Below are 26,226 nucleotides of genomic sequence, written 5' to 3'. Positions count from 1 at the left end.
TTGCAAGTTCGCTGATAGAAAGGGTGCATGAGATAACGCATAATAACTCTCGTAAATTTATTTAGAAATTGATTTAGGAATCCAGCAAATTGCTAAAATGCAGACAATTAAAGTTAATATACTTGCTGCTAGGATTGCAATGTGCATTCCATCAACAAAAGCAAACTTTGCCTGATTGATTAGTTCAATCGATAAATTCGGATAATCAAGAGTTTCATTTAATGTTCCAGCAATATTTGGCCCAGCAATCCTAAAGTAAAATGCAGCTAAAGAACCCAAGATAGTAATTCCCAATGCATTTCCTATTTCGTTACTTGTTTCTGCTAATGAAGCTGCTGCTCCGGCGTTAGCAGGAGGTACTGCTGAAATAGCTATCTCTGCGACTAGGCTAAAAGATAGTCCATATCCAACACCAGCTATAATAGATGAAATTATTACTGCAATAACTCCGTGTTCTGTATTTGCAAACAATAGAATAGCTACTCCCAAGCTAAGGAAAAAATGAGTCATGACTAGAGAACTCTTTTTACCAATACGATCAGCTATTTTATTTGTTACGATACAAGTAATGATTAATACAAACGCACCAGGTAGAGCAAATAATGCAGCTGTAAAAACGTCAAATCCTAGAACAGATTGAAGATAAATACCCGTTAAATAGCCCGAAGCAGACCATACGACCAAGGATAATAATCCTGTAGCAATCGCGATTGAAAAAACACGATCTTTAAATAAAGATACATTCAACAGTGGATATTTAATATGATTTTGTCTTCTGACAAACCAAATTAAACTTATGATACCAATCAAACCAATTGTGATTTGTAAAGTAGATATACCATAGGCTGCGGCGTTTTTTATGGAATAAGTGAATAATAAAATTCCTGCAAATGATAAAACTAAACTTAATATGTCTATCTTTCCATAGTTTACTTGCTTAACTTCTTTTAGAAAAATAGGAGAAAAGATCAAAAATAAAATAATTACTGGGATATTAATAAAAAATACAACTCCCCAGTCAAATTTACTTAGAAGAAGTCCACCTATTATTGGTCCAATGGCAAATCCCCCAGCAAATGTAGCAGCAAATATTCCAATTGCTTGTGCAAGCTGCTTTGGGTTCAAAAATAAGTTACTTAGAATAGCAAGCCCTGATGGCAGTAATGTAGCTCCTCCTAGCCCCATAATCGCTCGACTAATAATTAACATTTCTGGACTTGATGAAAATGCTGCACAAATTGAACCAACACCAAAAGTTATTGAGCCAAATATAATTAATCGTAGTCTTCCATAATGATCTCCTATGTTTCCAAATACGACTAATAAAGAGCCAACAATAAATCCATAAATATCTAATATCCATAATGACTGATCGGCTGTAGGTAAAATTGAAGATGTAATCTTTGGCATAGCCAAATATAGTACAGAACCATCCATTGAAACCAAAAGTACTAACGCTAATATAGTTATTAACCCAAACCATGCTTTTTTATCTGCTTTCGAGTTAACACTTGAACTATCTTGATTTTTTTCTGTCATAATTAATTATCCTAAGCTGATAAAGTATTTTTTGTAAAAGTTAATTCTTGATTATCAATAAGAATATTGAGTAAGCTTTTTTTAAATATAGATAGAGCTTTTTTGATACTATAGTCTTTGATAGTAGCGAAATATGTTCTCTTTAAAACAAAACTAGCTCCGATCTCTTTAATTTGTTTAAATGGGATTAATGCTAATACATCATGTAGTTTATTTTGTTTATAATTGAAAGAATCAAACGAAATATCGTCAAGTGTGTCGTAAGTTGCAAAATTGCCAGTAAATACGTCGACTGTGTTGTTGTCTAATTTCGGTCTATAAACAATAGCAAATGGAGTGCGATGATCTGAAAGAATTGATTCTAAATTCTCGTTCATATTATTTAGTTTCATTTTCAAAAAAATTTAGAAAAAATGTTGCATATCATGAATTAATAATACTGCTCGAGAGCAATCAATTTTCCAATTTGGTATATTTGAGAATAACTCATCTTTTTTGGGGAATGAGTAATTAATTTTAAATGGTATATATTCCATATCAACGGTCCTTTTAATTATGTTAAAAACCCAAATTGTTATACATAAAGCCATACAAGTAAGATAATTACAATTAAAGTGGCATTTTGTGAAATCTATCACTAAGTGACAATTGTCTATTTATGTAATTTGTCATCAAGTGACGCGTTGAGTATATGAAAAGTATTGCTGCTTGACAAGAATAATTAGTAAAATACTTAGATTTTCTTACATATCTAATATAGCTTTATACTGTTAGAGTCTGTAACTAAAAGGTATGACATATAAGAATGAAGTACTCAATTTAAATTTTAGTGGAGCATTAATACGTGATAAAAACAAACGACTCTCTTCGAGAAAGAAAAAAAATAAAAATGCGAGAAGAGCTAGTTGAAGCCGCATTCAAGTTATTTGTACAAAAAGGATTTGATAATACCACCATAAATGATATCGCAGATCTTGCTGATGTATCATCTAGGACGTTTTTTCGTTATTTTTCCTGTAAAGAGGATGTGGTTCTAGATTATCAGCTAGTCGAATATGATGAAATTATCACATCTTTGGAGTTTAGACCCGCAACTGAATCCATATTACTTGCATTACGAAAATCATCGGTAAATGTAACCAAATGCTGTGAAGAGGGAGCTTACGGAATAGATCCAAATAGATTTAAAACACTAAGAGATCTAATTCGGAATCATCCGTCGATTCGTGCAAAAAATAATGAAATATTACAATCCAAAAAACAACTCCTTACCGAATTAATTGCAAAAAAATTAGGGGTAAACCATTTGCATGATATGAGACCGATGATATTATCGACTCTATTAGAGTTTGTATATAGTGCTGCCTATGATATATGGAAAGATAAAAAGGACTCTGCACCATTTTATGATGTATTAGATGAAACCTTTGTTCTTATAGAAAATGGAATGAACTATCCCTGCATATATTAAATAAATAATGAAGGCACTGCCACTACGATTCATGAAAATGAATAGCTCTATACAAATTTTTCTGCATTTGAAGAAACTTTTATTGTAACTATCCCCTAAAATAGTACAGCAAAAAAGTAGAAAATTCTCCATAATATAAGCTAGGTAAATGCTGACCAATGGATTTTATGAGTGACAGCAGTCGCAATCAACGCCGGTTTAGAACTTTCAATGTCATCGATTACTTTAATCGTGAGGCGCTAGGCATTGATATTGCGGTCAGCTTGCCAGCTAGCAGAATTACCCGTTATCTGGATAAACTGCCTGAATATCATGGTTATCCACTCAAAATACGAGTAGATAATGTGTACAATACCCTTACTCAAAAACCCTATGTTTTTAAGGGTTTTTGAGTTGACTTATTAGATTAACTAATTAACTATTTATTCTTAGCTTTATACTCATCATAATATTCTTCTGCCAATTTGCGCATTGATAAACCAATTGCGGCATATTGGTACTCATTTAAATTAGCTAACGAAGCTCGAGCTGATGGATGCTGTACGGCAAAGCCTTTACCTGGTAATAATACAACCCCTGCTTCATCAGCAATTCTAAATAACATTTCAGATGGATTTTTATTTTTTAGGATCCATTTTGCAAAATTATCGTCATATAATTCTCGACAAATATGTTCAAGATCCACTAGCGTATAGTAATCTACACTATTTTCATCGGTTTGATGTTTAAGACCTAAATGTTGATAAAGTGATGCTGCACGGCGTCGGATTAGTGATTTTAATGCAGATTTATAACTTTGATCGCTATCCATCATTTCGCATAATGCAAATAAAACCATTTGTACTTGTTGTGGTGTTGAAAGACCGGCAGTATGATTTAATGCAACCGCACGGCTGTCAGCCACTAGTCGGTCAATAAATTTTAGGTTTTCTGGATCAGTAACAATTGAGCTATAGCGTTTATTTAAGATCTGTTTAGTTTTGTTTGGTAATGCTTTAATTGTTTTGTCGATAACATTATCGCGAGCTGTGGCAATGACACCTAAACGCCAACCAGTCGCACCAAAATATTTAGAAAATGAATAAACTAAAATGGTATTTTGTGGGCATATTGCAAATAAAGATTGAAAATCATCCGCAAATGTACCATAAACGTCATCGGTCAGAATAATCAAATCAGGGCGTTTTTTAACAATATCAGCAATAATTTTTAGACTTTTATCATCAATTTTAACTGATGGCGGGTTAGATGGATTAACAACGAAAAAGGCTTTAATTGATGGATCTTCTAATTTACGCAATTCTGACTCAGGGTACTGCCAATTTGCATTAGGATCAGAATTGATTAACACCTCAACTAGTTGATAGTCATTGAGTTCGGGAATCTCAAGATAAGGCGTAAATATTGGCGCACCAATAGCAATTTTATCGCCTTTTTGGATTAAACCGTTTTCTTTCATTGAATTAAAAATATAAGCCATGGCAGCTGTGCCACCTTCAACGGCAAATAAATCGATGTTATCACGATCCAGATATTGAGCGCCCATTTGTTGTAAAATATAGGCTTTAACCACATCTTCACTAAAATGTAGCATTCTGTCAGGTACTGGGTAATTGCATCCCAAAATACCTTCTACCATCTCTTGTAAAAAAGCATTTTCGTCCAGCCCAAGTTGGTCACGAATATAAGAAAAAGCTTTACCTAAAAAGGCAACCCCAGGAGTGTTATAGTTTTGACAAATAAAATGTTCAAAGCGTCCTGTTAATCCATCTTTGATTGGCATACCCCCAACGCCTTCATTTAAATATGAAAATGACATTTCGGATTCTTGAGTTGCAAACACACCTAATTGAAAAAAGGCTTGTCGAGGCCAAGTCGCAAGGAAGTTAGGATTGCCTCTTCCTGCATTTAACATTACGCGATCAGTATGACTTTGTGCCAGTTTAATTAAGTTATCTTTCAATTCAAAAGGACTTAAATTAGCATATTGACTGTATTGTGTATTGTTTTTCATACATTTGTATCCTTAATTTGATATATCAATTAAACAAAAGCAACAACTAATGGACCTAATAAAGTTAGGAAGACATTAGCTAAAGCATAAGTAATAGCAAAAGAATTAGTTGGTGTTGAGTTGCCAGCTTTATTAAGCACTTCACCAAAAGCAGGATTAGCGCTACGTGCTCCAGCTAACGCACCAGCAAATACTGCTGCATTTTTATAGCCAAGCACATATTTACCAAAATAGATGGCAAGCAGCATCGGTAATAAGGTCACAACCACACCAATTAGAAATAGGGATAAACCTTGTTCTTTAATAGTATTAATCGCTTGAAGACCTGAACTGAGACCCACAACAGCAACAAAACCTGCTAAGCCAAAGTCTTTTAAAAGTTGCACTGCACCAGTTGGAATATTACCAATAGTTTGATGAACAGAGCGATACCAACCAAATAATAAACCAGATAAAAGCGCACCACCGCCTGCACCTAAAGTAATTGGAATATTGCTAACACGAATCACAACTAAGCCAATAATAAGACCGACAACAAGCCCTAACCCATGGAATATCCAGTCAGTTTTTTCACTTTTAGTAATTGGCGCACCGATTTTATCAACCACTCGACGAAGATCACCATCAGCACCATAAATGGTAATAACATCACCTAGTTTTAAATAGATATCATTATTAAGGGGAAGAGATTGACCATCACGATGAATAGCCACAAGATAGATACCATGTTTTAATTTCATGACTTCGTCAGAAGTGAGCACTTGTGTAAGATTTTGTCCTACATACTTGTTGTTACGCATTTCAACATCTAGCTTGTTCATCACAACGTCCATACCTGATGCTGAATTAACTTCGGTACCAAGTAGATCATGCGCTTTAATCATTGCATCACGGTGACCAACAACTAGAATGATATCTTTCGACTTTAATACTGTTTCTGGTGTTGCTTCAATAATGTTATTGCCACGCTTGATACGCTCAATGCTAATACCATTAACAGTTTGCTCCACATGCGCAACGGTTTGATTGATTTTGTTTGAAACACGATATAAACGACCACTAATATCTGATAAAGCTAGATTTTGATCAGCCCCCAATAAAAGTGATCCATGAAGCTGTTCAGCTTGTGCTTTAATTGCATCATCGGCGATATCTTTCCCCATGATTTTTGGCAAAATATTAACGCACACAATAATGGCACCTAGTGAACCAAATATATAAGTTACCGCATAGCCAATGGTGACATTTGCTTGCATTTTTCTTAACTCTTCGACACTTAATCCAAGTTGACTTAAAGCATCAGAAGCCGTACCCATAATAGCAGATTGGGTTAAACCACCTGCCGCTAAACCAGCAGCAAGACCTTTATCTAAATTGAATATTTTAGCTAATACCACAACAGTTATAAAACTAGCAACTGCAATAAATAATGCTAAGAATATTTCGCGTAATGTTTTAACGCCCAGTGAGCGGAAAAACTGAGGACCACTTTCATAACCTACTGCATAAATAAACAGTGCGAAAAGAATCGCTTTAACGCCTGCGTCAATAGTCACACCAAAAACACTTAACGCAACGGCAACGAGTAATGAACCGGCGACACCACCAAGTTGGAATTTTCCCATCCGAATGCCACCAATTAAATACCCTAAACTCAACGATAAAAATAATAAAATTTCAGGGGAGTGTTTAAGTCCATCTAAAATCCAGTTTGAAAGCCATTGAAACATAATAATTGTCCTCAAGCATAGTGATTTATGAATCATAAAAAAGATATGTAATAGAATGGAGCCATATTCATCAATTTGTATGAATATTGCTTTATATTAAATCGCAATTAGATTAATAGATATTCAGTTTTAACAATTAATGCTATCGTTAGAAGATAATATAGGATGATAAGTAATATTCATTAAAAAAATACTAAATTGATTAATAAATTGTTTTGGAAAAAAAATTGAGGCGTCGCCATAATATTGATATAAGATTGCGCGTAAATTATAGATTTAAAAAGGGCTATTACAGCCCATTTCCTTGTCTGAAAAATAATTTTTCGACACTCTTTACGACATTTTTTGAAATTTTTTCTGATAATTTTTGTCTACGTTGATAACTAACAGCGATAATTTTATGCGATTCTAAGTGAGATAAAATAAAATCATCACTGGTACTAATTTCGTCAACTAAGCCTTTATCTTTGGCTTGCGTTGCAAACCAGTGCTCACCAGTGGCAACTTGTTCGATATCCACGTTTGGACGATACTCTTTAACAAAATCTTTAAATAAAATATGAGTTTCTTCTAATTCCTGTTTAAATTTTTGGCGACCTTCTTCAGTGTTTTCTCCAAACATGGTTAACGTACGTTTATACGCACCTGCTGTTTGTAACTCAATATCCACATCATGTTTTTTAAGTAAGCGGTTAAAGTTAGGAATTTGTGCAACCACACCAATTGAGCCCACAATGGCAAATGGTGCAGCGACAATTTTTGAAGCTGTACATGCCATCATATAACCACCACTGGCAGCAACTTTATCAACCACAGCGGTAAAAGGAATATCACGCTGTCTAAACCGTAATAGTTGCGATGCTGCAAGTCCATAACCGTGGACGACACCACCAGGGCTTTCCAGTTTAACGACAACTTTATCTTCTGGTTTAATAACAGCCAATACTGCTGTAATTTCTTGACGTAACTCTTCAACCTCATGCGCATCCATACTGCCGTTAAAAGACAATACAAACAATTTTGGTTTTACTTGCTGGTCTGTATGACTCTCTGCTGGCTTGGTTGTATTTACTGGCGTTGAGTGTTCGTCAGATTTTTCTTGCTTTTTAACTTGTTTCTTTTTTTGTTTAGCCGCTAACTTTGCCTGCTTTTTCTCAAGTTTTTTCTGTTTTTTAAGATCTTTCATAAACAGCTTAGCTTCTAGCTCGTCCATACTTGACATTAACATGTCATCTTTAACTTGCTCATATTCTTGACTAATATCTTTAACCGATAAACGCCCTGCCACCGTTGCTGACTTACGGCGTTGACTTAGCATAAAAATTAACACAGCTAAAATTGCAATAACGACTGTTGCGGTTTCAGCTAAAAAAAGTGAATACTCAGAAAACCAATTCATTTAACTATTATCCTTTGTTTGTATGTATTTAGTAATTATAACAAGATAATTATAAATTGTGCCGAAAATCAATAAAGATAAAATAGTCGCTTTATTCGGCAATTTAAATTATTTATACTGATAGTCCAATTTATTGTTAGATGAGAACTAATATGCCTTTACGCCCAATTACTGAAATCGCTAAACAATGCAACATCCCAGAAGAATTTGTTCTGCCTTATGGCAAACATGTGGCAAAAATCGATCTATCCATTCTTAAAGCCAACCAAAACAAACCTAACGGCAAATTAGTGTTAGTTACCGCTATTACGCCAACCCCACTTGGTGAGGGTAAAACGGTGAATACTATCGGACTAAGTGAAGGCTTAAATTATATTGGGAAAAAAGCCATTGCTTGTATCCGTCAGCCAAGTTTAGGTCCTGTATTTGGTGTAAAAGGTGGTGCTGCTGGCGGTGGTCAGGCTGAAGTATTACCTATGGAAACTTTAAATCTGCATTTAACTGGTGATATTCACGCTATTACTGCCGCCCATGATTTGGCATCAGCCGCATTAGATTCACGGCTTTATCATGAAGAACGCTTGGGCGATGAATTTACCGCACAAACGGGCTTGCCTCGTCTCAATATCGATGTAAATCGCATTGTGTGGAAACGCGTGATAGATCATAACGATCGTGCGCTTCGCAAAATTACTGTTGGTGTCGGTGGTGGCGTTAATGGCATTACACGCCAAGATGGATTTGAAATTACCGCAGCGTCAGAACTTATGGCAATTTTAGCATTAGCCTCAGATTTACACGATATGCGTGCACGCATTGGGCGTATTATTCTTGCTTATAATACTCAAGGTGAAGCGATTACCGCAGAACAACTTGAAGTTGCGGGCGCTATGACAGTGTTACTAAAAAATGCAATTAATCCAAACCTGATGCAAACAGTTGAAAATACGCCGGTACTTATTCATGCGGGACCTTTTGCTAATATTGCCCATGGCAACTCCTCTGTCATTGCAGATCGCATTGCTTTGCAACTTGCCGATTATGTCGTAACTGAAGCTGGTTTTGGATCAGATATGGGCATGGAAAAATTCTTTAATATTAAATATCGCCAAGCAGGAATAAAAGCCTCATGTGTAGTGCTGGTTGCAACGGTTCGTAGCTTAAAATCTAACAGCGGTAAATATAATATCAAACCAGGACAAGCGATTCCAAAAGAAATCTCAGAATCTAATGTGGAGCTGCTTGAAATTGGTGCGGCTAATTTAGCGTGGCATATCAACAATGCTAAAAGTTATGGGCTACAAGTAATTGTTGCCATTAATCGCTTTCCACACGATAGTGAAGAAGAACTCGCATTTTTACAAAAATATGCAGTTGAACATGGGGCATTTGCTTGCGAAGTGAGTGAAGTTTTCACTCAAGGCGGTAAAGGCGCTGAAAAACTGGCAGAGCATGTTATCAAAGCGTGTGATATGCCAAGTGAGATCAAATTACCTTACCCTGACAACATGTCACTTGCTGATAAAATCCAAACTATGGTAAAAAAATACGGCGCCAACAAAGCTAATTTATCAGCACAAGCACTGGAAAATATCAAAGAGATAGAAGCTTTAAAACTCGATCATTTGCCGCTTTGTATCGCTAAAACCCCTATGTCAATTAGCGCTGATGCCAATCTAAAAAATGTACCTACCGATTTTGATGTCGACATTAGTCACTTAGCTATATCTGCTGGTGCTGGTTTTATTCGTGTTTATGCTGGTAATGTAATGACTATGCCAGGGCTAGGCACTAATCCAGCTTATAGACAAATTGATATTGACAAAGATGGTAATATTGTAGGTTTAAGTTAATGCAAGAAGTGATTATGCAAACTCAACAACAATATAAAGCATTTATTGACGAAGAAAACTGTATTGGCTGCGGCAAGTGCATCCGTGTTTGCCCAACCGATGCCATTGTCGGTAGCAAACAAGTATTGCACACAATACTGCCACAATTATGTACCTCATGTAGTAATTGTATCAATACCTGCCCAACAGACTGTATTACATTAAGTACGTTAGGTAGCGTATTGAGCGAATCAGAAGAGTTAATGCTAACTCAGAAAAAGCAACAGCGATTAGGCCATAATCAGTTAGTGCCACCAACGATCTTGTTTCCACGCACCATGCCGACGACAAACAAAATCAGCACTCCCACCGATCGTAAACAGTCAATAGCCGACGCCATTGCAAGAGTAAAAGCCAAAAAAAACCTCGCTAAATAGCGGGGTTCGACAATCTGAGCCAACTTTGTTGACTAGTTTCTAGTTTCTAGTTTCTAGTTTCTAGTTTCAATAATGATAACGACACGATAGAATAATAATGCAATTATTTTCAATTTTATAAACTAACCTATGTTCACTATCAATCCTTCTTGACCAATAGCCAGATAAATTAAACTTTAGGCTTTCGGGCTTACCTAGGCCAGAAAATGGTGTTCTGCTAATATCTTTAAGAAGTTCATTGATGCGTTTAATCATTTTTTTATCAGTTTTCTGCCAATATAGATAATCACTCCAAGACTCATCAGAAAATAATTTATTCATCGTTCAACTCATGCTCTTGCAATTTTCCACTATTAATTTGTTCTAATGAACGCAACAAATGAGCTGCATTTGCAGGCGAACGATATAAGCGTGCTGTTTCTTCTAAAGATGCATACTCTTCATATGACATTAAGACACAATTATTCCCGTTCTGACGAGTAATAATAGTTGGCATTCTGTCATTTACAACTTCATCCATTTTAGCTGATAAATTTGCTCTTGCCGCTGAATAACTAATATGCCTCATAATATTTCCTTATTGAAAACTTAATTAACCTGCTAACATTGTACAAAATACTTGTACAACATCAACTGTTATTTTTCCTTAAATTATAGAAAAATTGATAAAACTAATAAACTAGTCGCAGGGAAAAACGATAGCTTTTCGCGTTCTCATCAAGCACATTGAAAACGATATCGTTTTATTATCACAATAGACAAAAATAAACCCCGAATTGTATCGAGGTTTATTATTAAGTCGAGCTAACTAAATAGCGAGGTTTTCATATTACGGTAGCACTAATACTACATTAGTCTTTATTACCACTTCTAAACGCACGTTTACGATCATTTTCAGTTAAATGACGTTTACGTAAACGGATAGATAATGGTGTAACTTCCACTAATTCGTCATCGTCAATAAACTCTAATGCTTGTTCTAATGACATTTTAATTGGAGGTGAAAGTGTTGTTGCCTCGTCAGTACCTGATGCTCGCATATTTGTTAATTTTTTACCGGTTAAACAGTTAACGGTTAAGTCGTTTGAGCGAGTATGAATACCAATGATTTGACCTTCATAAACTTCAGCACCATGACCTAGGAATAACTTACCACGGTCTTGTAAGCCATATAGCGCATAAGCCAATGCTTTACCAGTACCGTTTGAAATCATTACGCCATTATTACGTTGACCAATTTCGCCTGGGCGAACGTCATCATAATGACTAAAGGTAGAATAAAGCAAACCGGTACCTGAGGTCATGGTCATAAATTCAGTTCTAAAACCAATAAGACCACGACTTGGAATGATATAGTCTAAACGTACGCGACCTTTACCATCTGGTAGCATGTTTGTTAAGTCACCTTTACGTAAACCAAGTGCTTCCATCACTGAACCTTGATGTTGTTCTTCAATATCAAGCGTAACTTGTTCAAATGGCTCTTGTTTTTTACCGTCAATTTCTCTAAAGATAACTTTAGGACGAGAAACCCCTAACTCATAACCTTCACGGCGCATATTTTCGATGAGTACAGACAAATGCAATTCACCACGACCTGAGACTCTAAAAGCATCTGGATCTGGCGTTTCTTCGACACGAAGTGCAACATTATGGACAAGCTCTTTATTTAAACGTTCAAGAATTTGGCGAGAAGTCACATACTTCCCTTCTTTACCTGCAAACGGTGAGCTATTGACATTAAAGAACATAGTTACAGTTGGTTCATCAACGGTTAACGCAGGTAATGCTTCAACGCAGCTATTATCACAAATCGTATCAGAGATGCCTAGTTCACCAAGCCCCGTTAATGCAATAATATCGCCAGCTTCGGCAACTTCAGCCTCATAGCGTTGTAGTCCTAAATGACCAAGAACTTGACCTACTTTGCCAGTCCGTTTATTGCCTTCACTATCAACAATAGTCACTTGTTGATTTGGTTTAACGCGACCGCGTTTAATACGACCAATACCAATAACACCAACATAATTATTATAATCAAGTTGAGAAATTTGCATTTGGAATGGACCGTCTAAATCAACCTTTGGTGGTTCAACATATTTAACGATCGCTTCAAATAATGGCGTCATATCTTCAGCCATATTTTCATGATCTAAACCTGCGATCCCCATTAATGCTGAAGCATAAACGATAGGGAAATCTAACTGTTCATCAGTTGCCCCTAAATTAACGAACAGATCAAATACTTGATCAACAACCCAGTCAGGACGTGCACCGGGACGATCGACTTTATTGATAACCACAATTGGTTTTAAACCATAAGCAAATGCTTTTTGCGTTACAAAACGTGTTTGTGGCATTGGTCCATCCATTGCATCAACGAGCAATAGTACAGAATCAACCATCGACATAACACGTTCAACTTCACCACCAAAATCAGCATGTCCTGGGGTGTCAACGATATTAATTCGGTAACCATTCCAATCAATAGCGGTATTTTTAGCTAAAATGGTAATACCACGCTCTTTTTCAAGCGCATTAGAGTCCATGATACGTTCGTTATCGTCACCACGTAGATTATCTAACGTACCCGACTGTTTTAATAACTTGTCAACCAAAGTCGTTTTACCATGGTCAACGTGGGCAATAATGGCAATATTTCTTAAATTTTCAATCACAATTAAAATTCCAATTAGGAGACACATTCTATAGGCGCGGTATTGTACACCTTTTTAATATAAATGTTGATCTATATCACAAAGTTTATTTAAAAGAACTTGAAAAGTTGATAAGTTTAGAAAAATATCGATTTGTTTGTGAAAAAGTTTCAGGAAACTATGCGTTTAAGTATAAAACTGATCGGCAAACTCATCTACCTTTGCCCAATCCGTATATTCAATCATCGGTTTTGTCACATCAGTATCGCCCTTTCCTAACCACATAATCAAACGGATCATATTGCGATCAAACCAATTATATTGTGGATAATAAAGCGCACCGGCAAAAACCGCAGTAATGGTTGGTTTCCATGCTATTTTGGCTAAGAATTTTTTGGTGTATAAATTTGTTTCTGGCGTATTTTTATTGGGTTTTCTCGCCACCATATTTACCCCAAAAAATCCAGACTTCATATTATTTAATTGGTTATAATGCTTATCAATAAATGCTTTCATCACTTTGCTATAAAATCCATAACGAATTGAACAACCTAATAATGCAGCTTGGTATTGAGTTAGATCAATTTTAGTATCGGGTAGCAGTTCAATAACATCGCAATCACATTTACCATTAAGTTGTGTTTTTATGCGTTGCATAATCTTCAGTGTCTGCTTTTCATGTGTGGTATAGAGTAATAAAACTTTCATCACGGAATTCATAACATTGCCTCCTTTTTTGTTAAACCCATTGGTAAATATCAACATTACTTTTTTTATGATAAAAATTAAAAGATTGGGGATGATTTCGTTAAAAACTTTGATTATAGTATTAGGCTAATTTAACCAGACTGGAACTGATTATGGTCATTTCACCTCCAAAACTGAGTGCTATTATTTTGGCGGCAGGAAAAGGTACACGGATGTATTCCAACCTACCTAAAGTTTTACATAAAATCGGCGCCAAGCCGATGTTACAACATGTTATTGATACAGTTCAACAACTTAATACTAATCGCATCAATATTGTTTATGGTCATGGCAAAGAACAACTTGAAAACACGCTCAAAGATCAACATGTGCAACTGGTTTATCAAGCTGAACAGCTCGGCACTGGTCATGCTGTTCAACAAGCTATCCCTTATATTCAAGATGATGAAGATATCTTAATTTTATATGGTGATACCCCCCTTATATCGGTTCAAACGCTGCAAACTTTAATTGCTAACAAACCAAAGCAAGGCATCGCATTATTGACCGTAATACTTGATAACCCAACTGGATATGGACGTATTGAACGCCACAATGGCAAAGTCGTTGCCATTGTGGAACAAAAAGATGCCACACCTGAGCAACAAAAAATCGATGAAATTAACACGGGTATCATGCTTGTTACTGGCAAATTGTTGAAAAATTGGCTAGCTCGTTTAACCAACAATAATGCGCAACAAGAGTTTTACTTAACCGACATTATTGCTTTTGCGCACCAAGATGGTTATGAAATATTAACCTCGCACCCAGTGCAACCATTTGAAGTTGAAGGTGTCAATAATCGTCTGCAATTAGCTACATTAGAACGACAATATCAACACCAACAAGCTCAACATTTATTACTTGCTGGCGTCACACTGCTTGATCCAAAGCGCTTTGACTTACGCGGCACACTCACACATGGTAAAGATGTTACCATTGACTGTAACGTGATTATTGAAGGCAATGTAAAATTAGGCAATAACGTTTTTATAGGTGCAGGCTGCATCTTAAAAAACTGTACAATTGATGATAATTCAAATATCAGCCCGTATAGCATTATTGAAGATTCAACTATCGCTAAACAGTGTACTATCGGTCCGTTTGCTCGCCTACGACCAGGCTCACAGCTTGACGAACAAGCCCATGTCGGCAATTTTGTCGAATTAAAAAAAGCACATCTAGGTAAAGCAACCAAAGCTGGACACTTAAGCTACCTTGGCGACAGCGAAATCGGCAGTAATGTCAACATCGGTGCTGGCACTATCACCTGTAATTATGATGGCGCTAATAAATTTAAAACCATTATTGAAGACGATGTATTTGTCGGCTCTGACACACAATTGATTGCACCAGTAAAAGTGGGTAAAGGCGCTACCATTGCAGCAGGTACAACCGTTACAAACAATGTGAACGACAACGAATTGGTCGTAAGTCGAGTTAAACAAAAACAACTTGCTGGTTGGAAACGACCTACAAAGTTAACTAACGAGGAATAAATTATGTGTGGTATTGTGGGTGCTATCGCCAAACGTGATGTTGCTGAAATATTATTAGAAGGTCTAAAACGATTAGAATACCGTGGTTATGACTCAGCAGGACTGGCAATTATCTCACCACACGGCGAACTACAACGCGTTCGCCGTGTTGGCAAAGTGCAAGCCCTAACAGACGCCATTGCAAAACATCCACTTAAAGGAGTTACCGGCATTGCACATACTCGATGGGCAACCCATGGTGAACCCGTTGAACATAACGCCCACCCACATATATCTGGCTTTATTGCTGTCGTGCATAATGGAATTATTGAAAATTTTGAACCATTGCGTGAAAAGCTGATCGCCAAAGGCTACCAATTCCGTTCAGAAACCGACACTGAAGTTATTGCCCACTTAATTCATGACATTATATCAACCGAAGATTGTTCCTTATTTGACGCCGTGCAAAAAGCTATCCCACAGCTACGAGGCGCTTATGGCACAGTCATTATGGACACGCGCAACCCAGATATATTAGTTGCAACGCGCTCTGGCAGCCCTTTAGTTATTGGTTGTGGCGTAGGCGAAAACTTTATTGCATCAGATCAGTTAGCACTATTACCTGTCACCCGCCAATTTATCTATTTGGAAGAAGGCGATACCGCGCTTATCACTCACCACACAGTGACTATCATAGACAAAAATCATCATGAAGTAATGCGCCCATGTATAGAATCTGATGCAAAATACGATGCGGGTAGCAAAGCAGGCTATAGCCACTACATGCAAAAAGAGATCTACGAACAACCTAATGCGATCAAAAATACCCTTGAAGGGCGTATGGCACATGGTAAGGTGGATTTATCGGAACTTGGTGAGAATGCAGAAAATATACTAAAGCAGGTTGAGCATGTGCAAATTGTTGCCTGTGGCACCGCTTATAATGCCGGTATGGTGGCACGCTACTGGTTTGAAGCCTTAGCGGGTATACCGTGCGATGTCGAAATTGCTTCAGAATTTCGTTACCGTAATCCCGCTCGTCGCAAAAACAGTCTATTTATAACCCTTTCACAATCAGGCGAAACAGCTGACACACTCGCAGCCTTGCGATTGGCGAAAGAAAACCACTACTTAAGCACCCTTGCTGTCTGTAATGTGGCTGCATCCACACTCGTACGTGAAGCCGATTTAGTTTTATTAACCAGAGCAGGAGTTGAAATTGGTGTTGCATCAACTAAAGCCTTTACCACACAATTGACCGTATTATTGCTACTAGTTGCAAAATTAGGGCGTTTAAATAATATGGCACAAAGTACCGAGCAAGCGATTGTCCACGCCCTACAAACCTTGCCAAACCGCATTGAACAAGTGCTTATCTCTGAACCACAAATTAAAAAATTAGCTGAGCAATTTGTTGATAAACATCATGCGTTATTTTTAGGGCGGGGCAATGAATACCCAATTGCGATGGAAGCCTCACTAAAACTCAAAGAAATCTCTTACATTCATGCTGAAGCCTATGCCGCTGGCGAACTCAAACATGGTCCATTAGCATTAATTGATGCAGACATGCCAGTAATTGTGATGGCTCCCACCAACGAAATGCTAGAAAAACTAAAAGCCAATATAGAAGAAGTGCGAGCGCGTGGCGGTCAACTGTATGTTTTTGCCGAGCAAGATGCGGGGTTTGTCAGTGATGACACCATGCACATCATTAATCTACCCCATATAGAAGAACTTACCGCACCAATTTATTACACCGTACCCACACAACTACTCGCGTATCATGTTGCTTTAATCAAAGGCACTGATGTCGATCAACCTCGTAATTTAGCAAAATCGGTTACCGTGGAATAAATTTCACTACATTAAATGTGAGGACTGACATCGTAATCAAAACTCGTAATCAAAAGTAAAGTTCTCACATAACATCTACAAAAAACTAAATTTTTACGGTGATATGTTTTTCAGTGATTTTTTATCATGGCGCAAGTATTTGTTAACGCGTTTGGCGAAGATCACTTATTTTGTAAAAAAGTTTCAGGAAAATATGTGTTTTAGTCTATTGGACTTAATGCTGCGCTTTTTAAACCTAAAAATGTGATCTTAATCACAAAAATAAAAAATGGATTGCTTTTAACAATGTGATGTTCATCACACTTATCAATTTTTTTTGATGAATCGAATAACAAAATCCCTCTACAATAACTGCATAATGATAATACCAATCAATAAGGAAAGATGAATATTATGACAACCTCAAACATCAAATTAAAAGTCCAAAATTTTGGACGATTCTTAAGTAATATGGTTATGCCAAATATTGGTGCGTTTATTGCTTGGGGATTTATTACCGCTATTTTTATTCCAACAGGCTGGTTCCCTAATGAAACTATTGCCAAGCTAGTTGGACCTATGATTACTTATCTATTACCACTCTTGATTGGTTATACTGGCGGTAAATTAGTTCACGGTGAACGTGGTGCCGTGGTTGGTGCAATCACAACAATGGGCGTCATTGTTGGTTCAGATATTCCGATGTTCTTAGGAGCGATGATCGTCGGTCCACTTGCTGGCTGGGTAATAAAGCAGTTTGATAAAGCCATAGACGGTAAAGTCAAAAGCGGTTTTGAAATGTTAGTCAATAATTTCTCAGCAGGCATTATCGGTATGCTACTTGCATTGCTTGCTTTTTTCGCAATTGGTCCAGCTGTCGTTATTACATCCGGTAAATTAACTATTGCCGTTAATTTCTTAGTTGAGAATAATTTATTACCTTTAACGTCGATCATTATTGAACCCGCTAAGATTCTTTTTTTAAATAATGCCATTAACCACGGTATATTCTCACCATTAGGCATTCAACAAGCAGCTGAATATTCTCAATCTATTTTCTTTTTAATCGAAGCCAACCCTGGTCCTGGCTTAGGTTTATTACTCGCTTATATGTTCTTTGGTAAAGGATCGGCAAAAAGCTCAGCCAGCGGTGCTGCGATCATTCACTTCTTTGGTGGGATCCATGAAATTTACTTCCCTTACGTATTAATGAATCCACGTCTTATTATTGCCGTTATTTTAGGGGGAATGACAGGTGTATTTACTTTAACACTATTTGGAGCAGGGTTAAGCTCACCTGCATCACCAGGTTCAATCATTGCAGTTCTTGCCGTCACACCAAAATCATCCATGCTTGGCGTAATTTTTTCTGTTATTGCTGCAACCATGGTTACTTTTATCGTTTCCGCTATTTTATTAAAAATAACCAAAGAGACAGACAAAAGTCTTGAAGATGCAAAATCAAATATTTCTGCAATGAAAAATGAATCAAAAGGTATTGCAAATAGTATGTTTGATCTGGCTAAAGTAAAAAAAATTATTGTGGCTTGTGATGCAGGAATGGGATCAAGTGCGATGGGAGCAGGTGTATTACGCAAAAAAATACAAGATACAGATTTAGATATTTTGGTCACTAATTTAGCAATTAATAATCTACCCAATGATGTTGACATAGTTATCACGCATAAAGACTTAACCGATCAAGCCAAGCAACATGCCCCAGATGCATATCATATTTCATTAACCAATTTTTTAGACAGTCAATTATATAGCCAACTGGTGGCGGATCTTTTAAGTTCTCAAGCGAATAGTCAGGCAGCTGAAACGACACCTGTCAGTAATCAATCCACTGATAATACGCCTCTATTTAAATTATCAGAACAAAACATCTTTTTAGGGCTAACCGCTAAAAACAAAGAAGAAGCAATTCGTTTTGCTGGGCAAAAATTGGTCGATAATGGTTATGTTACACCGGCCTACATTGAAGCAATGCTAGATCGTGAAAAATTAACGTCAACTTATTTAGGAGAATCGATAGCCGTTCCACATGGTACGATTGAATCAAAAGACAAAGTTATTAAAACTGGCATCGTATTTTGCCAATACCCAGCTGGTGTTCAATTTGGCGAAGACGAAGACGACCAAGCGAAAATTGTAATAGGTATTGCTGCACGTAACAATGAACACCTTGATGTCATTGCAAAACTGACTAATGCCCTTGATGATCAAGACATTATTGCCAAACTTGTTAACACAACAAGTATTGAAGAGGTACTCGCTATTTTAAGTTAGTATCACCTTTATCGTTCCCACTTAACAAGTGGGAAACCATTACCATTTTTAAAAATAAATTTAATTAAGGATTATTATAATGCAAGCATTACATTTTGGCGCAGGTAATATTGGGCGTGGTTTTATTGGAAAATTACTATCAGACGCAGGCATTCATGTCACATTCGCCGATGTCAACCAACAAATCATTGATGCAATCGCCACTCGTCACCAATACCCAGTAAATGTTGTTGGTGAACAATCGACTACCGAAATAGTCAAAAATGTCGATGGAATTAACAGCACATCTAATGAAGTTATTGATTATATTGCTAAGGTTGATTTAGTCACCACCGCTGTTGGTCCTCAAGTTTTAGCACGTATTGCCCCAAGTATTGCACAAGGTATTGTTGAGCGTCATAAACAAGGCAATACCAAACCACTTAATATTATCGCTTGTGAAAATATGGTTCGTGGTACCAGCCAATTTAAACAAGAAATATTCAATGCATTGCCACAACAACTTCATCATTGGGTGAATAACCATATTGGTTTTGTTGATTCAGCAGTGGATCGTATTGTACCGCCTGCAACGTCAAAAACAGGTGATATTTTAGAAGTCACTGTAGAAACTTTTTCAGAATGGATTGTCGATGAGACACAATTTGTTGGTATTATTCCGACAATTAAAGGTATGCAACCTGTTGATAACTTAATGGCTTTTGTTGAACGTAAGCTATTTACCTTAAATACGGGGCATGCAATTACGGCTTATTTAGGTTTCTATTATGGTTTTGAGACCATTCGTGATGCAATTTTAAACGAAAAAATTCGTTTAATTGTTCGTGGGGCTATGGAAGAAAGTGGTTTAGTACTTATCAAACGTTACAATTTTGATGAACAAAAACATATGGCCTATATCGAAAAAATCTTAAACCGTTTTGAAAATCCTTATTTGCATGATGATACTTCACGTGTTGGTCGTCAACCAATGCGTAAATTAGGCGCTGGTGATCGTTTAATTAAGCCATTGCTAGGTACTTTTGAGTATCAATTTAAAAATACTAACTTACTAATCGGTATCGCAGCTGCTCTCAACTATCGTAATAGTGATGATGAGCAAGCGGTTGAACTGGCAAAACTCATTACTGAAAAAGGTGTTATACAAGCTTTTTGTCAAATCGCAGGTATTGATGTTAACAATTCTATTGTTAAGCAAATTGAAGAAATTTATACTACAATGCAAAATCATCAATTTACCCATAACACCTAATGCCAGAATCGATATTACAAGAAGATACGATATTAGAAAAACTTAACCAGCAAGCTGACATTCACAGCTTGCTAAATGTTGCAATAAAATTAATCAATGATAATGTCAACAAATTAATTCTTAAAGTCTTTCGAAAAGAACCACACGCTATTAAATTTGTCATTCCGTCATTAGTCGGTAAAAATGGACCACTCAATGATACATCTGTTTGCTTAAAACTACTTTATGCGTTGGGAATTATTTCTCGTGAGGATTACGAAGATATAGAGCTACTGATTGCTATTTTAGACGAGCTAGAGCAAGATGACAGGCAATATACTTATTTAGATGATGAAATTTTAGGGCCTATTAGCTTATTACATGATATGGTGTTTCCACCAAGCTGGGAATCACAACACGAAAAAGCCAAACAATCTGGCATTGTCGACACTTTAAAATCCTCTATGTACCAAAACCGCTATCAACAAATGATACGCTCAGCATTAATTATTGCTATTACCGAACTGACGTTGCGCATCATAAACAAAGAACATATCAACTACTTTCCATAATGACCAACTCTTTTGCTAAATGTTCAGTTATTTCGACTCAAAATAAATTAAACATAGCTATTGCTGCATCCGATATACAAAACACATATAGTTTTTTGTTACTGATCTTTGGTTAATACCTTTTATTATTTCTTGTTTTTTCTTGCTTTTTTATTAAAGATATATTTGAGCTGGTTGCTAGCATACGCGATATCTCAACTTAAATCATTAATTTTTTTTATTTTATAACCTTCACTGCAAATAACAATCGTGTCTTCTGATACCACACATGTAAAAATAATTCAGGATTCTATACTGTTAAAAGAAAAAAATTTGTTTTTAAATGATTTATTGGTTGGATATGCAAAAGAAAAAGCAACAAAAATGGAGTTTGTAAAAGGTCAAAGTTTCAACTCAACAACGGAGTTACAACGCGTTTTTTCGGCTTATACCTACTGGTATAATAATAAATGATTACATTCTTCGTTAAGCTACTTACCTCCCGTCGAATTAAAAAAACATTTACCCCTTAATTTTTTTGTTTGAAAATGTGTTGCCATTCCAGGTTTAGGTTGTAATATAATTAGGTTTATTAATGAAACACAACAAATTATCAGGGATATGTATTTGTGTTTTCATTCCATCAGAATTAGTCGGTTAATTCTATTGAATTATTGCAGTTGACATATGAGGAAAAAACATTTTATTTAGTTTCAATATAATTTCCTACTTCACCTGTAATAGGATCTACACTAAATCGATAAGTAATTAATGATTTATCAAATAAAAAGTAAATAATGTTGTCATAAAAATAAAGACTGTGAATATAGTTGATTTTATCTCCTTTTTGTTCATAAACTAATTTTTTCACATCCCATTTTATTGTTCCAATATTTTCTATAATATAAGCATTATTTGTTTTTTCATCATAAATAGATTCAATAACAGCAATACAACAAAAAGGCTCTAATATGATGCTTCTTATGCCATATTTATTTACAATTTTATGGGATTTTCCTTCATATATCCATCCAATTGTTGTTGGTACAATATCAGATTCATGCCAAATTTCATCGGGCTTTATATCATTGACATTTTTTTTAGCTATTTCATAAAATTGTTGTATTTTTTTCATATCAATATTCCTTTATTAGTTAATTACTTTGGGTTTTCCTACAGAAGTAATTAATTTATTAATTTCATCACGGGTTAGTAATATTTGTAACTGAGAACCTCCTCCCGGATAAATAAGTTGCCCGATCGGGTCATATTGATAGCGGTTAACTCGTCCATTGTCTTGAAAATGCTCACATTCACGCCCCGAGTTATCATAAAGCATGCCGATTAACGACTGCGTTATGCCTCGTAATTGCCCGTCTTGATTATATTTATAGCTCGTTTTTTTGCCTTCGGGGCTAATGGTTTGTTTGCGGTCGCCATACTCGTTATAGTAGTATTGCCAGCGGCGGTTGCCCTGAATCACTTCACTAACACACTCGCCCCATTAGCTATCTTACGCTAAATAATCAGGGGGCTATCATTATAAACATAGTGCTCGGTATGGTTTAAAGCAGTGATATTTGTTCAAGATCTTTTAATATCCGTGGAGCTATATTTTCTTTTAATGCGTGTGACGGTAACTTTCCATTATATTTATAGCTGTCATCAACGGTAAATGAAGCAATATCCATTTTGGATAAAATATTTTTGCAATAATCTTTTATAGTACTATCAGAAAAATTTGTATATTTTATAAAATCAATTATAGTTTCTATCATCAATAACCTAGAAAAATCATCTAATTTTTCATTGTTACGCAAGAAATTAAAGGCAAATGTGATATCATCAGTCGAAAAATAATTTTTATTACATCTGATTAAATCTAAATATAAAAAAAAGTCTCCTATCATTTTTTCATTATTTGATGTAGATAATAACTTTTCTTTATTTTTTAATAGTAATTCTTTATACCAATCAGTTAATATATTCTGAGGAACATTATAATTTTTAAATGTTTTATATAAATAATCTTGCTCCATAAAAAAAGGATTTCCCTGATATTTAAAAAATATTTCTTTTGCTTGCTGATATATATCGTCTTTCATTATATTAATTTCCTGTGCTTTTAATGGCTCGCCAATACTTTTCTTCTTTTACAAAATAGTAATTAAGTTTTATCAAAAAGTTTACTTCTTGCGAAAAATAGCCGGTGGCAGTATAAGGATTATGGGATAGTAATATTGTTTTATTTAAAGCAACTTGCTGCTCAAGAAAAGCTTCATTAATTTTCCACATGTTTTCTTCACCAAGTTTTGCTGCTATTTCTGACCAATTATTTAATTCAAAATATGTAGCATCCTCTCGTATAGCTTCTTTAACATATTAAATACCCTTTTCATTATATTTACCTAACATAATTTGATCAAATTCACCATTTTTTGTGGCTTGTATTGCTAAATCGGAATAAATATCTGGAACTGAGCTTTCAATTGCTATGGATTTTGTTTTTTCTAGTAGTTTTTCGTTGGCTTTTGAAGCCGTATTAACCAACCCTAACGGATCAACCCAATTTATCGGATCACTACCGGCATATTGGTAACTATTTAAGCCACCCAGTATACCAAGCGGATCTTGGGTAATATACCTGCCCGTAAATGGATCATAATAGCGGTTTAGGTTGTAGTTAAGTCCTATTAACCACAGGCAAAGCACCTGCACCACAACCCAGCGAACGGTTTTATACCATTGGCTGGATCGGCTACACTAATTAGTACCAGTTTTATAAGGTCATTGTTATGATAAACTAAAAATAAGAGAAGGTAACAACAATGGCAATCGATTCATCACGAAGAGCAAAACGTAGCTTTACTAACGAGTTCAAAAAACAAATGGTCATGCTATATCAAAATGGTAAAAAACGTGCGGATATCGTCGCAGAGTATGACCTCACCAAATCAGCATTAGATAACTGGATAATGCAGTACCAAACTACCGGCTCATTCATCGCAAAAGATAATCGTCGAACTGAAGAGAACGAACTTATCGCGCTACGCAAAGAGAATAAACGCTTGTTAATGGAGAATGATATTGTAACTATCCCCTAAAATAGTACAGCAAAAAAGTAGAAAATTCTCTATGATAAAAGTAAAGGGGGATTTAATTATGAAAAAAATGACTGAACATCAAATCGTCGCTATTTTAAAAGAAGCTGAAGCGGGTATTCCTGTCAAGGAGCTCTGTCGTAAATATGGCATGGGTAATTCAACTTTCTATAAATGGCGGGAAAAATACGGCGGAATGGAAACTTCGGATATCAAACGCTTAAAGGAGCTTGAGGCTGAAAACCGTAAGCTTAAACAGATTTTTGCCGAACTGAGCTTAAAATCCCAGCTTCAGGAAGAAATCATAAAAAAGCTTTAGTGCCCACAAAGGCACGTAAAACGTGGGCACAGCAACTACAACAAAATCATTTAGTTACTATTGCTATGAGTTGTGCCATTGTTGGCTTAAGCCGTTGTGCTTACTATTATCAACCTAAGTTAATGGATGATTCGGTGATTATATCGGTACTCAGTGCGATAACTGACAAGCATTTACGCTGGGGCTTTCCCAAATGTTTTCATCGTATCAGAAAGCTCGGCTATAAATGGAATCATAAACGGGTGTATCGGGTGTATTGCCAATTAAAGCTTACTCAGGGTAAAGCGTAAACAGCGCATTCCTCCGCGAAGCCCAGAAAAACTATCAGCACCCAGTACACAAGGTGAATGTTGGTCAATGGATTTTATGAGTGATAGTAGCCGTAATCAACGTCGCTTTAGGACCTTCAATGTCATCGATGACTTTAATCGTGAGGCGTTAGGTATTGATATTGCGGTCAGTTTGCCGGCAGGCAGGATCACTCGTTATCTGGATAAACTGACTGAATATCATGGTTATCCATTCAAAATACGAGTAGATAATGAACCAGAATTTACTGGAAATACGTTCACTTATTGAGCAAAATCACATGGTATAACCATAGATTATATTGAGCCCGGTAGCCCATATCAAAATGGCTATATTGAACGATTTAATCGCACCTATCGCACAGAGGTATTAGATTTATATTTATTTAATAATCTGGAACAAGTAAGAAAGGTAACCGAAGAATGGCTAACCAGTTATAACACCGAAAGACCTCATGAAGCACTAAATAATATGACGCCGATTGAGTATAAAACACTAAAACAGGCAGCTTAATTTTCTACGTGAGTTGTGTACTAAGTTTGGGGTATTTACATTAGCAATGCATTTCTTACAATACCAACGAGGAATATAAAATGAATCATAATTTAACATGGTTAAATACAATAGAAAAAGAAATAGAAGAACAAGGTGGAAGTGATTTATATTACTTAATCGAAACGATGTACAAAGAACATAAAATGAATCTTTTACAATTTATTTACGATGCATCACGAGGTATTGGATGTGATGTACACGAAGGTTTAGGATATGCGTTAGATGAAGATTATGAAGACCCACAAGATTTCAAAAGTGTTGATTTTTATGTTGGAGAAATGGATAGTTCAGAGCTTTCCGCACAAAAATTTGTTGAACTTATGCAGATAATATCTGATAGCTATATTAAAGCGCATCCTAAAGACAAAGATTCAATCGAATTTTATATGAATAAATTAAGAGAACGTTATTCAAAGTAAATAGTGAAATCTCCATATTACTAGTGGGGAGCATATTTTATTTATTAAATTAACAAGAGAAATTTAGCAATTAACTTATCTTGTTTGACTTTCGTCGCATTAAATCTGGCAATATTAGTATCATTATAACCCTGATGCACAACTTGCTGAAATCACTAGGCATCAGCCACGCTGTTACTGGTATTATAATGCTGATCAGCTACATACGGTGACTTATCCTGAGGCCAAACCGGCAATAAACGCACTGAAACCCAAGCGCTGGCACCCGCGCCTTTTCACGCCAATATTGCCAAAGGCAACCGCCTGACC

26 protein-coding genes and 1 pseudogene are annotated in these 26,226 nt (G+C 36.0%); 13 read left to right on the top strand and 14 right to left on the bottom strand.

The window, feature by feature from the left end; genetic code table 11:
* Positions 1-57: 57 nt before the first annotated feature.
* Positions 58-1,539, bottom strand: coding sequence for an MFS transporter (locus tag GQ593_RS09305; protein WP_160431776.1), 1,482 nt, complete (start codon positions 1,537-1,539; stop codon positions 58-60).
* A gap of 11 nt (positions 1,540-1,550) precedes the next feature.
* Positions 1,551-1,916, bottom strand: coding sequence for a hypothetical protein (locus GQ593_RS09300; protein WP_160431775.1), 366 nt, complete (start codon positions 1,914-1,916; stop codon positions 1,551-1,553).
* A gap of 467 nt (positions 1,917-2,383) precedes the next feature.
* Between GQ593_RS09300 and GQ593_RS09295 the strand changes: the two genes are divergently transcribed.
* Positions 2,384-3,010 (top strand): TetR family transcriptional regulator, encoded by a 627-nt coding sequence (locus tag GQ593_RS09295; RefSeq protein ID WP_202115442.1) that lies wholly within the window; start codon positions 2,384-2,386, stop codon positions 3,008-3,010.
* A 167-nt stretch (positions 3,011-3,177) separates the two neighbouring features.
* Positions 3,178-3,402 carry a hypothetical protein gene (locus GQ593_RS09290; protein ID WP_160431774.1) on the top strand — a complete coding sequence of 75 codons (225 nt, stop codon included), beginning with the start codon at positions 3,178-3,180 and terminating at the stop codon, positions 3,400-3,402.
* A 26-nt stretch (positions 3,403-3,428) separates the two neighbouring features.
* On the opposite strand, the gene GQ593_RS09285 is transcribed toward GQ593_RS09290, so the two are convergent.
* From GQ593_RS09285 to sohB, 3 genes are all read right to left on the bottom strand, one after another.
* Positions 3,429-5,024 carry a bifunctional aspartate transaminase/aspartate 4-decarboxylase gene (locus tag GQ593_RS09285; protein WP_160431773.1) on the bottom strand — a complete coding sequence of 532 codons (1,596 nt, stop codon included), beginning with the start codon at positions 5,022-5,024 and terminating at the stop codon, positions 3,429-3,431.
* A 29-nt stretch (positions 5,025-5,053) separates the two neighbouring features.
* The gene (gene aspT, locus GQ593_RS09280; RefSeq protein WP_160431772.1) at positions 5,054-6,754 is read right to left on the bottom strand and encodes an aspartate-alanine antiporter; all 1,701 of its coding nucleotides are present in this window, start codon (positions 6,752-6,754) and stop codon (positions 5,054-5,056) included.
* A gap of 289 nt (positions 6,755-7,043) precedes the next feature.
* Positions 7,044-8,153, bottom strand: coding sequence for a protease SohB (gene sohB, locus GQ593_RS09275; RefSeq protein WP_160431771.1), 1,110 nt, complete (start codon positions 8,151-8,153; stop codon positions 7,044-7,046).
* Between the two features lie 140 nt (positions 8,154-8,293).
* Between sohB and GQ593_RS09270 the strand changes: the two genes are divergently transcribed.
* On the top strand, positions 8,294-10,006 hold the full coding sequence (locus GQ593_RS09270; protein ID WP_160431770.1) for a formate--tetrahydrofolate ligase: 1,713 nt from the start codon (positions 8,294-8,296) through the stop codon (positions 10,004-10,006).
* A complete protein-coding gene (locus GQ593_RS09265; RefSeq protein WP_085248224.1) occupies positions 10,006-10,422 on the top strand; it encodes an RnfABCDGE type electron transport complex subunit B in 417 nt (138 codons plus the stop codon). The genes GQ593_RS09270 and GQ593_RS09265 overlap by 1 nt, the downstream gene beginning before the upstream one ends.
* Positions 10,423-10,488: 66 nt before the next feature.
* Here GQ593_RS09265 and GQ593_RS09260 read toward each other — a convergent pair whose 3' ends face one another.
* From GQ593_RS09260 to hemG, 4 genes are all read right to left on the bottom strand, one after another.
* Positions 10,489-10,743: a Txe/YoeB family addiction module toxin gene (locus GQ593_RS09260; protein WP_085248226.1), complete on the bottom strand. Its 255-nt coding sequence runs from the start codon at positions 10,741-10,743 to the stop codon at positions 10,489-10,491.
* Positions 10,736-10,990, bottom strand: a complete 255-nt coding sequence (locus GQ593_RS09255) for a type II toxin-antitoxin system prevent-host-death family antitoxin (protein ID WP_160431769.1) — start codon at positions 10,988-10,990, stop codon at positions 10,736-10,738. Before GQ593_RS09255 ends, GQ593_RS09260 begins: the two co-directional genes overlap by 8 nt.
* Before the next feature lie 283 nt (positions 10,991-11,273).
* Positions 11,274-13,100, bottom strand: a complete 1,827-nt coding sequence (gene typA, locus GQ593_RS09250; RefSeq protein WP_091346614.1) for a ribosome-dependent GTPase TypA — start codon at positions 13,098-13,100, stop codon at positions 11,274-11,276.
* A gap of 165 nt (positions 13,101-13,265) precedes the next feature.
* On the bottom strand, positions 13,266-13,787 hold the full coding sequence (gene hemG / locus GQ593_RS09245) for a menaquinone-dependent protoporphyrinogen IX dehydrogenase (protein ID WP_160431800.1): 522 nt from the start codon (positions 13,785-13,787) through the stop codon (positions 13,266-13,268).
* A gap of 152 nt (positions 13,788-13,939) precedes the next feature.
* On the opposite strand from hemG, the gene glmU reads away from it, so the two are divergent.
* The 6 genes from glmU (at position 13,940) to GQ593_RS14255 (ending at position 21,688) form a co-directional block, all read left to right on the top strand.
* Complete coding sequence (glmU, locus tag GQ593_RS09240) at positions 13,940-15,325, top strand: bifunctional UDP-N-acetylglucosamine diphosphorylase/glucosamine-1-phosphate N-acetyltransferase GlmU (protein ID WP_202115439.1); 1,386 nt, start codon at positions 13,940-13,942, stop codon at positions 15,323-15,325.
* Between the two features lie 3 nt (positions 15,326-15,328).
* Complete coding sequence (glmS, locus tag GQ593_RS09235) at positions 15,329-17,161, top strand: glutamine--fructose-6-phosphate transaminase (isomerizing) (protein WP_160431768.1); 1,833 nt, start codon at positions 15,329-15,331, stop codon at positions 17,159-17,161.
* Between the two features lie 393 nt (positions 17,162-17,554).
* A complete protein-coding gene (locus GQ593_RS09230) occupies positions 17,555-19,432 on the top strand; it encodes a PTS mannitol transporter subunit IICBA (RefSeq protein WP_160431767.1) in 1,878 nt (625 codons plus the stop codon).
* A 79-nt stretch (positions 19,433-19,511) separates the two neighbouring features.
* On the top strand, positions 19,512-20,684 hold the full coding sequence (locus tag GQ593_RS09225; RefSeq protein WP_160431766.1) for a mannitol-1-phosphate 5-dehydrogenase: 1,173 nt from the start codon (positions 19,512-19,514) through the stop codon (positions 20,682-20,684).
* Positions 20,684-21,235, top strand: coding sequence for an MltR family transcriptional regulator (locus tag GQ593_RS09220; protein ID WP_160431765.1), 552 nt, complete (start codon positions 20,684-20,686; stop codon positions 21,233-21,235). The genes GQ593_RS09225 and GQ593_RS09220 overlap by 1 nt, the downstream gene beginning before the upstream one ends.
* Before the next feature lie 363 nt (positions 21,236-21,598).
* A complete protein-coding gene (locus GQ593_RS14255) occupies positions 21,599-21,688 on the top strand; it encodes an IS3 family transposase (protein ID WP_442903604.1) in 90 nt (29 codons plus the stop codon).
* Positions 21,689-21,917: 229 nt separating this feature from the next.
* Here the strand turns inward: GQ593_RS14255 and GQ593_RS09210 are convergent, their stop codons facing one another.
* From GQ593_RS09210 to GQ593_RS09190, 5 genes are all read right to left on the bottom strand, one after another.
* Positions 21,918-22,349, bottom strand: a complete 432-nt coding sequence (locus GQ593_RS09210) for a hypothetical protein (protein ID WP_160431763.1) — start codon at positions 22,347-22,349, stop codon at positions 21,918-21,920.
* A gap of 15 nt (positions 22,350-22,364) precedes the next feature.
* A complete protein-coding gene (locus GQ593_RS09205; RefSeq protein WP_160431762.1) occupies positions 22,365-22,697 on the bottom strand; it encodes a hypothetical protein in 333 nt (110 codons plus the stop codon).
* A gap of 82 nt (positions 22,698-22,779) precedes the next feature.
* On the bottom strand, positions 22,780-23,319 hold the full coding sequence (locus GQ593_RS09200; RefSeq protein ID WP_160431761.1) for a hypothetical protein: 540 nt from the start codon (positions 23,317-23,319) through the stop codon (positions 22,780-22,782).
* A 4-nt stretch (positions 23,320-23,323) separates the two neighbouring features.
* Positions 23,324-23,509 carry a hypothetical protein gene (locus GQ593_RS09195; protein WP_160431760.1) on the bottom strand — a complete coding sequence of 62 codons (186 nt, stop codon included), beginning with the start codon at positions 23,507-23,509 and terminating at the stop codon, positions 23,324-23,326.
* A gap of 87 nt (positions 23,510-23,596) precedes the next feature.
* Positions 23,597-23,926, bottom strand: coding sequence for an RHS repeat-associated core domain-containing protein (locus GQ593_RS09190; RefSeq protein ID WP_337189719.1), 330 nt, complete (start codon positions 23,924-23,926; stop codon positions 23,597-23,599).
* Between the two features lie 116 nt (positions 23,927-24,042).
* On the opposite strand from GQ593_RS09190, the gene GQ593_RS09185 reads away from it, so the two are divergent.
* From GQ593_RS09185 to GQ593_RS09175, 3 genes and pseudogenes are all read left to right on the top strand, one after another.
* Positions 24,043-24,318, top strand: coding sequence for a transposase (locus GQ593_RS09185; RefSeq protein ID WP_160431758.1), 276 nt, complete (start codon positions 24,043-24,045; stop codon positions 24,316-24,318).
* Positions 24,319-24,376: 58 nt separating this feature from the next.
* Positions 24,377-25,456, top strand: a pseudogene (locus tag GQ593_RS09180) (IS3 family transposase).
* Positions 25,457-25,536: 80 nt separating this feature from the next.
* Positions 25,537-25,917, top strand: coding sequence for a hypothetical protein (locus tag GQ593_RS09175; protein ID WP_160431757.1), 381 nt, complete (start codon positions 25,537-25,539; stop codon positions 25,915-25,917).
* Positions 25,918-26,226: the final 309 nt, after the last annotated feature.

This window comes from Gilliamella sp. Pas-s25 (assembly GCF_009795885.1).
In the GTDB taxonomy this organism is placed as follows: domain Bacteria; phylum Pseudomonadota; class Gammaproteobacteria; order Enterobacterales; family Orbaceae; genus Gilliamella.
Note: the sequence above shows the minus strand (reverse complement) of the source record. Positions and strands in the feature narration are given on the sequence as shown.